We start from the raw sequence: 11,132 nt of genomic DNA, 5'->3' as shown, positions 1-11,132 counted from the left end.
TGCATCCGCTAAGCAGTATTGGCCTATGGTGTAATTGGTAACACACCGGTTTTTGGTACCGACATTCAAGGTTCGAGTCCTTGTAGGCCAACTTTATAAGCTCATAATCGTTTGATTATGAGCTTTTTGCATTTTATTTGGTTTTTTTGTGTCGGTAATTGTGTCGGTAATTTATAGTTTGTTCTTAAGTACTGATAACGATTTGAATTCTATTTTTTCAATCAGTCTCTCTTATTTTTTACTTTTTTTTAATATTTTTCAATTCTAAAATAGAAATTTAATCCTTAATTTCATCAAGCAAAGGATCTATTTCATTAGCTTTATTATACGCCCAATGGATGTAATCTCGGAGGCTTTCATCTATTTTGTGTCTAAGGTTCAACTTCTGCTCAAGAGCTTTAAGGTAAAGACGTATTTCATGAGCCGTTTTATAATTTGATGCATTCTGAATTAAAATTTCAGTTTTTTCATTTTCAATTACAATTAACATTTCTTTCTCTTCTTCTAGCTTTCTTTGTGCTTCTCTTTTTTTTTCTTCAATTTTTTGGTGTCTACGATGTTCCGCCCATTTTTTACTCTTCTCTTCTATATGGCTATAGATTTTAGGTAAATAATCTTCAATTTTTATAGTTTTTTTATCTATCCAACCTTTACGAGCATAACTACCAACTTGAAATTCTAGATCATCACTTTTAACAAAAGTATTATGAGAAAAACTATAGTCTCCTTTTACTCTAAGTCTGTAATATTTTTGTCTTAAATTAAATTCAGTTAATTGACCATACATTTCAATATGAAGACGATTATATGCAATTTTAAAACCATGACCATTAGCTTCTATAAGATTTATTAAACCATCCATAAAACTAAATGCTCTAGATCTCAATTTAGGTTCTACTGAAATGGGTAAAAGAGAACCTGTATAATTTTTCCTTTCACCCCAAGTAACTTGGTTATTTTCATCTAACTTTTCGAGATCTAGTTTTGTTTTTTGAACCAATGGGTGAGGTTTGTTTGGCATAAAAATTTAAGACCTATGTATTGTACTTCTTAAAATTCTCTGCTTGCTCAAATATTTCTTTAAAAACCTCATCTTTTGTAATAGGAGGGTAGTCATTTTCAGCAAGTAGAATAATTAGATCAACTTTTAGTTCTGCTTTAATATCAGCTCTTTGATTCCAGTCTGTATATTTTGCTTTATCATCCACTACTTTTTTAACTTCTTTAGCTAGATAAATTAATTTATTATCAGGATAAGAAAAATCATATTTATGTGCAATGGCTTTTAGAATATCATAGAAGGCTTTTTCTTCAAAATCAATTCCCATTTCAGAAAAAGAATCTTTCTCTTTTCTTAATTCATGGTACAAACCAATTATTTCATCTGTAAAATCTTCTAAAACATTACTATTTAAAATATCTTGTTCACTACGATCATTATATTTATCAACGATACCTTTAAATTTTTGAGAAAAATCGACTCCTTTTATTTTATTCGTCTTCTTTAATTCATCAATTGCTTTTAACAACAATTGTTGCAGTAATTTTATTTTAGTATTTGGTAATTTTATTTTTTCAATTTTAGCTAAATATGCTTCATCAAAAATATCTATTTCAACTTGTGTATCTTCACCTAATTTAAAAATCTCTTCTACACCATCACTTTTAAGCGCTTCCTTAATTAACTCTCTAATTCTAGCATTCATTTGTGCTGTATCTGGCGCATTTCCTTTCGTTAGCTTAAATACTATTGAACGTATGGCTAAATAAAAGTGAATATGGTCTTTCTGAACACTTGTAAACTGATCTGCACCACAACAAATATCATAGGCAGCTTTTAAACGCTTTACAATATTCATAAAACGTGTTTCAATGTTTTTTGTAAGTTGAACAAATTCTGCACCTTTATTTAAGCACTCTAATTGTTTTAAACCAACTCCAGTAAAATAATCTGTAGCTTCAAACGTGTGGAACAATTTATCTAATAAATCTAATTGGTCTTTAACAACAACTATTGAGGTTTCAATATCTTCAAAATTCTGACCATCTACTTTAGAGTATTGTTTTAAAGCTAAGTTCATTTGCTTTTTAAATCCAATATAATCGACGACTAAACCTTTTTCCTTTGTTTTATATTTACGGTTAACTCGAGAAATAGTTTGAATTAAATTATGCTGCTGAATCGGTTTATCTATATACATGGTGTCTAAAAATGGAACATCAAAACCTGTTAACCACATATCAACGACAATCGCAATTTTAAAATTAGATTTTTCATTTTTAAACTGTCTGTCTAATTCTTTACGGTGTTCTTTTGTCCCAAGTAAATCATACATTTCTTTAGGATCATCTTTACCTCTGGTCATGATCATTTTAATGCGCTCAATCGGTTTTATCTCCTTTTTCTCTTTATCAGATAATTTAGAATCGGCTTCAAAAGCCTTAATTTCTGCCCATTGTGGGCGTAAAGCAATAATTTCTTGATATAAATTAAAAGCAATATGTCTAGAACTACACACAAAAAGTGCTTTTCCTTTTATGGTTGCACCTTCTTCTATTCGAGTTTCATAATGCTTCACAAAATCTGCTGCAACTGCTTTAATTCTGTCAGGATCACCAATAATAGCATTCATATTGGCAGATGCTTTTTTACTTTCTTCTATTTGATAATCGTTTGTACCCTCTTCTGCACAAACACGATAGTATTCTTCTATTTCGTAAAGTTTCTTGTTTTCTAAAAGGACTTTAGCTGCTCTACCTTCATATACAATTCTTACAGTAATATCGTCTTTTTCAGATTCAGTCATTGTATAAGAATCTATAATATCTCCAAAAACATTTAGCGTTGCATCTATTGGTGTTCCTGTAAAACCAACATAGGTTGCATTTGGCAAAGAATCGTGTAAATACTTCGCAAAACCATAGGTTTTTTCTACACCATATTCTGTAACTTTTATTTTTTGATCTAAGTTTATTTGACTTCTGTGTGCTTCATCTGAAATACAAATTACATTTGTTCTATTGGTAAGCAACTCTGTATCCTCTGTAAATTTATGGATGGTTGTTAAAAGTACACCACCACTTTTTCTTCCTTGCAGTAATTCCTTTAACTCTTTTCTACTTTCGACACTTACAACTGTACTATCTCCAATAAAATCTTTTGCATTGGTAAATTGAGCGGATAATTGATCGTCTAAATCTGTTCTATCTGTGATGATTACTATCGTTGGACTTTTAAAATGTTTACTACGCATTAAAAGTCTTGATAAAAACAACATGGTGTAACTTTTACCACAACCTGTTGCGCCAAAATATGTACCACCTTTACCGTCTCCATCGGGTTTTTGATGTAGTTTTATATTTTCTAATAATTTTATTGCTGCATAATATTGCGGATACCTGCATACGATTTTTAAATCGTGCTTGTTGGTATCTGGAAAATATATAAAATGATGAATTACTTGTCTTAATCTGTTTTTATTAAACAAGCCTTGTATCATGGTAAACATAGAATTAATACCATCTACCTCCTCATCTATACCAAGTACTTTTCTCCAAGCATAATAAAACTCATAATTTGCAAAAAATGAACCCATTTTACTATTTACTCCATCACTAATAATACAAAAAGCATTGTATTTAAATAGTTCTGGAATGTCACGTCTATATCTATTCGTTAATTGATCGTAAGCATTCCATATTGTTACATTTTCCTGAATAGCAGTCTTAAATTCAAATACAACTAATGGCAACCCATTTATATATAAAATACCATCTGGAATCCGTTTTTCAGACCCATAAATCTCTAATTGATTTACAATCTTATAAATATTATTATCTGACGATGCATAATCTATTAAATGAATATATAAATCTTTTTTAGAACGATCCTCACGCTCTAATTGAAACCCATTACAAACCAGTTTCATAATAGCTTTGTTAGACTCATACAAATCTGAAGCACTAAAGACTTCTAACTTACGGATAATACTCTGTATTTCATTCGTTGTTATATCATCTGCCTGATATTGATTTTGCAAATAACTTTTAATATCTGCTTTTATAAGAACATCACTTTGTTGGCGGTCAATTGTATTCCCTAAAACATGAGGAATACCTTCTTTACCTAATAACTCTATAAAAACGTTTTCTAATTGTGCTTCTGTAAATTTGCTCATAATATATTTGCTTACAATTGCTAGTAATAGTTTTTATTTTAATTTAGAGATTGATGGTTTAATTGCTTTTTCGAATTTGGGTAAATTATTAATGATAAAATCATTCATTTTATCCCAATCGTTTTGCTCAAATAAACTCACATCTTGTAGTTCAAACTTAATTCGACTCATTTTATGCTCTAAAAACTCTTTCCAAACCAATGGCTCTCCAAAAGAATCTTCAATTGCATTTTTATCTTTTAATAATTGATTAAAATACTGTTTGTTCCTTTCTTTGCTCGCTGAGGAAATGTTCAATTCGACTCTTACATAAGAACCTGTAGTTGTTAATATAAAAGACAAACCACTAATTCCTGCTCCAACACCTACCCAATAATTTTTTGAAGGGCTGATATTAGAAAAAAGGTTGGTGTCTTTGATAAGTGGCAGTAATTGCTGCCAATACTTTTTTCTAATAGAAAATCTACTATGCTCCGTGTCTTCACTTTTATACTTTACGACAAGCTCATCCTCTAATTCAAACAGCGTTAATAGTCTTTTTATTATATTAAATTTTGTCCGACTATCTATATTATACTCAATAAAGTATCCATTTAAAACCTCACCACCTGCTCTAAAGTCTTCTTCATTTTTTGTAATCTTTAATAACTCTTGATTATTAAGTAATAACTGCGTATTCTTTTGAAACAAATTTTTAATTACAAAATGATACATGTTAGCTATTACACTTTCTTCCACTTTAGTATCTTCAAAAATAAAATAGTCTAACTTTTTATTTGTTGGACTTTCAGCTACAAAAATATTTTGTTCTATCGTATTATCTGTTTCTAGTATTTCAGCTTTTGGATATTCCCATATTTGTAGAAAACGATTATAAATAATTTCAAAACGCTCATCACACGCTTCTATATCCCAACTATCTAAGTTTTTTAAATGTGAGTTTAACCAAAGCCTACTAAAATTGTAACCTTGTTCTTCCTCATTTTTATTCATACTTTTTTTGTCTAAAAATGACTTATTACTTAAAGCTCCATTATTACCCGATAATGTTAAGTTTGCGATTGTATTTAAACGTTTTTCTTTAAAAGTAAAATAATCATTTTGTGGTATTGCTGTGCTCCAATCTTCATTTGGATTCCTTGGGAAAATGTGCTCTATAGTAATGTTTTCGTTAGAAGTATCTACATATTCTCGATTATTAAAATTCTCAATCATTTCGAACATGTACTTTCTGTTCTTTGCTTGAATATCGTATAGATTTCTATCTTTTAAAGCAGTTTTTAAATCATCATCTGTAGGGAATTTAGAACTTCCTTTTTTCTTCTTTAAAGAAATTTCAATAGAATTGTAATAATCTTCTACATCAACATCTGCATACAATGCCATGAAAATTTTATTCAATGCACTAGTTGGCAATCCTACTATAAATCTTCGCCAAGTATAACTTTGTATGAGTTTTAATATTTTAATTAGTTCCGTTCTATCAATAATACCGTTTTCCATATCTTCAAACACTTGAAGTAAAAAAGGAAAGGCAACATTAATTTCTAATCGGTTTATGTATTCTAATTCTTTTTTAATACCTGCATCTGAAACATGACTTGGATTTATAAAGCGCTTATAGTGTGCAGAAAGTGATTTAATATTCTCTAATTCTTGCTGATAAACCTCACCTTTTTTATTCTTGTAGAGTTTTTTAAACTCTGCATACACCTTATTTTTATTTGGTATTTTTTTACTTTTAAGCGTCAAATAATCTCTAATATAATCTGAGACCATAGATTTTTGCCTAATTAAATCTTTCGCATTTTCTTCTATTGGATTCCATATTTGCTCAAAAACACGCGATTGATCTTTTGGCTCTAAATCCATTAGAATAAAATTTCTAATTAAATCTGATTGCGATAATTCTAAACCAGTAGAATTTAAACTTTCAAAAATACGTTGTGGATCGTCTTTATCTCTCTCTAAAGAGATTTCTACAAATATCAACCGCTTTAAACCATTTTTAATGACTTCAAAATTCTCAGAAGTAATAATTGTTCTAAAAAAATTATAGTTTTCTATAACATTAGAATAACTGCTAAATTCGTTTTCTGTTGCATTCATTATTGCTTTGAATGCTAACGAGTTTTGATCTGTTTGCTTTAATTTTAACTTACTAGATTCTTGTTCTACATATTGATTGGTCAAAAACATATTGTACAAACGATCTGCTTCACTTTTTAAGCTATTTTCTTTTGCAAATCTATACAATGCAACGTATAAAATATTGATAGTAGTTAAGCGTTGTTGCCCATCTATAATTACCAATTCTTTCACCTCACTAGTGCTATAAATACCTTCGTGAATAAATACAATACTGCCTATAAAATGAGTACCTCTTTTTTCTGATTCTACAGCTATAATATCATATATTAATTCTTTGCACTCTGTAGTGCTCCAATCATAATTACGTTGGTAAACGGGTATTACAAATTGCACATTAGCAGCTTGTAAAAAGTTGTTTATTGGTAGTTCGTTTGCTTTCATTGATTATAGCCTTTTTTTAATTTCTTTCTTTTTCTAACAATCCAATAAAAACACTTTTTAACTTTGTTTTTTTAGATTGACACCTTTTTCTGTTAATTTATATTTCTGTTTACTACTTCTCGGTTTGTCTGGTATTGTCAATTCAATAAAACCTTGTTCTATAGCTTTCTGAAGATATTCTGTTCTAAAATATTCTCTATGTGTTAGTTCTAAAAACTCCATTAATTCTGTTCTGCTATGAACTTTTTCCATGACACCTACTAACTTTTTAACTTGCTCGGTGACTTGCTCGGTGACTTGCTCGGTAACTTGCTCGGTACTTACCGATTTAGGCAACACAATTCGTACAAAATTATCTGAAAAATGAAAACAATCTTTTGAGTAAAACTCAATGATTCTAGGAATGCCAGAACCTAATTGCTCTACCAATTCTAAGTCTTTAAAAACCCGAATTAACTCTTTGTTTCTGGGAATTGAAAAGCCTTCAAAAAACTCTTTTTCACTTAAACCATCTGGCAAAGAACCTGTAGATGTAATTTCTATTCTATCATTAAAAATCTCAAATTTTGGTGGTGCTTCTCTTGTAAAATCATTGTGTACAAAAGCGTTAATAATGGCTTCACGTAATGCAATAGAATTCCATATACGTTCGTCTTTTCGTTCTTTGGCTGTAATTAATGTAGCGGTTTTATTTTCAATATTAATTTTATCTAAAACGTTTTTACAGGCTTTTATTAAAGAGTTATAACCATATTCATTCGTTTCAGAAAGATCTACACGATTTTCACCTGAATACTTGGCTACTTTAATAGACATGTTATTTTTATCTGCTAATAGGTAAGCAGCGTAATTAAACGCATTGTCTGTCGTTGCTAATTCTAGATTTTTTTTAAACTGTTTGTTTAGTGGTTTATTTTTTTCTTGATAGTAAATGTGCAGCTGTTCAAAATCTAAATCTTGTTGTGGCGACGTTATTTTACCAATAGAATTTCTAGTGCGTTTTGCATACAACTCATCAATCATTTTTTGGGTCATCGGTTCTGCAGCTGTACCAATACGAATAAAAGAACCTTCTGGTGTCATCCCTTTTTTACGTTTGTAATACGGTTTTTCTGTACCGCTAGAAATAATAATTTTAATGAGGTTTTTCCCTTCTTTTTCAATAGCTATAATATCAAACAAGCCTAAACAAGATGGCTGAATATTATTTTTAATAATATCTTTTATTTTAAGCATCTCTCCATCTAAATCCGATACACCATATACAAGACCATTGGCATCTAACCCAATATAGATTTCACCTCCTTCTGAATAATTTAAAAAAGCAATTACCTCTTTTTCTAAATCTACTTTTTTAGAAAGTTCTCGTTTGTATTCTATACGGTTGGTTTCGCTCATAATTTAATTCTATCTATTTTACAATGGTCTTGTAAATATCATAATTTTATTTTTGTTGGAATAATTACTTTACTTCAGAATTATCCAAAATGCGTTCAATTTTTTTAAATATAGAAAGTAAATGATCTTCTTCTAATTTTCGCATAATAAAACTTGATAATTGGTGAATGTCTTTAGCCAATAAAATATATTCTTTTATAGCAAAATGAGACCAATTGTAATTTGTAGTTCTAAAGTTTTCAGAAAATGAAATTTGTAATTCATCTTCAGAAAAATCAATTTGTTTATATTTTTCTCTATTAACTAAGGCTTCATTTTGAAGTTCTACAATTAAATACAATTTGTTTTCTCCAGTTAATAAATAATCAAAACCAACAGTAATCATTAGGTTTTTGTTTTTCTGAGAAACAAAACATCTAATCCTACTGTTCATATTAGAATTAGCCCTTGGGCTACTTAAAACTACACCATTTAAAATATTTCCAGCTTTTTCAATTTCAGCTTTTACATGATTTTCTACACCTTCACTAAATACTTTTGTTTCTCTTATCTTTTGTTGGTTATTGAAGTAAAAGTCAATTTCTTTTTCATTCATTATTGTAGAGCTTAGGTTCTTCATGTTTTGTATAAAATCTTTTAAAAATACTGTGTATTTTTCACTAGCTTGTAATAAATAAGTTCCTATATTTTTTTTAATACATTCTAATAATTCTATATGGGTTATGTTTATGTAGTTTGATGCATTTTCATATTCTGAATAATTACTCCTTGAAATATGGTGTAAAGACAAAATTACACCAACCTTGTTGGTGCTTTGAACACTGTTCCAATAATCATCTAAATCATTATCTAAGTAATGATATACTTTATTCTCTATGATTATAGCTTGTTTGTCATTACTAAGTAGCAAGTCAATTCTTCCCTCTCCAATTGTATAGAATTCTGTTATAATATCAAAATCAGTTAAAGTAATATTTTCTTTATTTAATTTAGAGTTTTGTATTAGCTCAAGCAAACTCTTTATAAATAAATCTTTAAAACCATGCTCTTCGAAAACGTTAAAAAAGAAAGCATAAATATTAGACAACACATTCTCATAATGTGGTTGTTTAGCAATACCTAAAAAGGTTTTGGGTTTGCCTTTTATTTTTGGTATCTCGTTTTGATTGAGAAAGTTTTGTAACTCTTCTGGTTTTAGATTTTTACTCATTATTATAAGATTGGATTTTCTTCTTCTTCAACTAATTGTTCATTAATTTCTTTTTTTAAACCTAAAAAAAACTCTAGTTTTTCAGGAAATAAACTTTCGTTAAAATCAAATCCGTTACTATTAATTAAATCCCAAATAGCCAAACTACTTTTATCTACAGAATCATAACCAATAACAGTTTCAAGTTTTTTAACATTAAAATGTATATTATCAATACCTGCGTTATTAAGTAAATTCCAATTGTTAGTTATCATTGCTTTCTTGCTACTTTCTGAATAAATTTGATCTGCCTTTAAATCAGCCAATGTGTCAAAACCAACAATTGATTCTAGTGATAATTCTGCTTCTGCAAAATCCCAATCATTTATAACAAAATAATCAAGTTTAAAATGCTTACACAATTCAATAATATAATTTGCTGTGCTTTTTCCATGATGACATACAATTGTAATGTTTTCAAAATTCATATACGCATCAGCATATTTATCTTTATTTAAAATTGAATCATCATCATTTATAAATTTTAAAACTTTTTGTTTGATGGAATAATTATACACCATAACATCATTTGGGCCTTCAACAATAATTACTTTTTTACTAAAAAGCATTTTATTCAAATTAGGTTCAATAGTTTTAATAAACTCATTGTAACGAGAAATATTTATTGGCTCACCACTTAATGCGTCTAGACCCTCAAAATTAAACTCACCAACATTATTGTATTTTTTTACAGTTTGATTATTTTTATTCATTTCTAATCGGATTAACCCTTTCGTATCAAAAGGATTAATCATTTTAGCTGAATGTGTTGTATAAATAACTTGATGTCCTTTTTCTGCTAAACCACATAAAACAGTTTTGTAAAAATACTCTTGATGATTTTCATGTAAAAAACTCTCTGGTTCTTCAAACAAGAAAAGGCATTCATCATCTTCACTTGATTCTGCAATTGCCTGTATAACTGCCATAACAAACATCGATATATAACCATCTCCAAAATGATCTATTGGTACTAAATTTTCAACATCACCATTCAACCCAACCTTAAATAACATTTTAAGAAAAATATCTTCATAATTTGGCATACCAAATTCTACAGTACAATCATCATTTCTTAAATTTGTAATGTAATTTTTCTTGATTAAGTTTATAAAGTTTTCTAAACCTGAATCTGCTAATACTCTTTTTGTACTTAAGTCTACTTCTTGCTCAAAAACATCTTTTTTATCATTCATAGCAACATCTGTTTTAACTATTTTTTGAATGTGTTTACCTAAAAATGATTTTAAATTGCCCCAACTTGTTTTTTGTGTACTTATTTCCTCTTTAATTTTATGAAAATTAATGTAAAATATATTAAAATATCTTGCAGCTCCATAAGACTGCCAATTTATATCATCAACTAATTCGCCTCCGTAGTTTGGAACTTGAGCTAAACCATTTACTGATTCTATTTTGCTTCCTTCAATTTCATCTCCATCAATATAAAATTTTAGTCGGTGGTAACCTGTAAGATTAGCTTGTTTTTCTCCATCAAATTTAGCTTCAATTGAACTTGTAGCACCAAGTATAATTAAAGGTTCGTTCTCAATTAATCTATTATGAAAATCGTTAATTGTAAAAGTGTCTTTACTAACAAAATTAACCTGTAATGCATACAAAATAGCATTCATTAAGTTTGTTTTACCTGAATTATTGTAACCAACAATAGAAACAGGTTTTTTATATTCGGCATTGGGGAAAACAAAATCTTGTCGTTCGTTAAACGATCTATAATTTGCTATTGAAATTCCATTAATTCTAATTTTTGACAT

Annotated in this window: 6 protein-coding genes and 1 tRNA gene; 1 reads left to right on the top strand and 6 read right to left on the bottom strand. The window is 28.7% G+C overall.

Annotation, left to right across the window (positions count from 1 at the left end; all coding sequences use genetic code 11):
• Positions 1 to 19: 19 nt before the first annotated feature.
• Positions 20 to 91 (top strand) — tRNA-Gln (locus ES045_RS00105).
• A 186-nt stretch (positions 92 to 277) separates the two neighbouring features.
• On the opposite strand, the gene ES045_RS00100 is transcribed toward ES045_RS00105, so the two are convergent.
• The 6 genes from ES045_RS00100 to ES045_RS00075 all read right to left on the bottom strand — a co-directional run bounded on the left by ES045_RS00100 (position 278) and on the right by ES045_RS00075 (position 11,132).
• Positions 278 to 1,000 carry a hypothetical protein gene (locus ES045_RS00100; protein ID WP_147110503.1) on the bottom strand — a complete coding sequence of 241 codons (723 nt, stop codon included), beginning with the start codon at positions 998 to 1,000 and terminating at the stop codon, positions 278 to 280.
• 34 nt (positions 1,001 to 1,034) lie between these two features.
• On the bottom strand, positions 1,035 to 4,178 hold the full coding sequence (locus tag ES045_RS00095) for a type I restriction endonuclease subunit R (protein ID WP_147110500.1): 3,144 nt from the start codon (positions 4,176 to 4,178) through the stop codon (positions 1,035 to 1,037).
• A gap of 33 nt (positions 4,179 to 4,211) precedes the next feature.
• The gene (locus tag ES045_RS00090) at positions 4,212 to 6,710 is read right to left on the bottom strand and encodes a DUF4268 domain-containing protein (protein ID WP_147110497.1); all 2,499 of its coding nucleotides are present in this window, start codon (positions 6,708 to 6,710) and stop codon (positions 4,212 to 4,214) included.
• Between the two features lie 57 nt (positions 6,711 to 6,767).
• The gene (locus tag ES045_RS00085; protein ID WP_147110494.1) at positions 6,768 to 8,108 is read right to left on the bottom strand and encodes a Fic family protein; all 1,341 of its coding nucleotides are present in this window, start codon (positions 8,106 to 8,108) and stop codon (positions 6,768 to 6,770) included.
• 64 nt (positions 8,109 to 8,172) lie between these two features.
• On the bottom strand, positions 8,173 to 9,318 hold the full coding sequence (locus ES045_RS00080) for a PD-(D/E)XK nuclease family protein (protein WP_147110491.1): 1,146 nt from the start codon (positions 9,316 to 9,318) through the stop codon (positions 8,173 to 8,175).
• Positions 9,319 to 9,320: 2 nt separating this feature from the next.
• The gene (locus ES045_RS00075) at positions 9,321 to 11,132 is read right to left on the bottom strand and encodes an ATP-dependent nuclease (RefSeq protein ID WP_147110488.1); all 1,812 of its coding nucleotides are present in this window, start codon (positions 11,130 to 11,132) and stop codon (positions 9,321 to 9,323) included.

This window comes from Polaribacter sp. IC073 (assembly GCF_007997075.1).
Taxonomy (GTDB): domain Bacteria; phylum Bacteroidota; class Bacteroidia; order Flavobacteriales; family Flavobacteriaceae; genus Polaribacter.
Note: the sequence above shows the minus strand (reverse complement) of the source record. Positions and strands in the feature narration are given on the sequence as shown.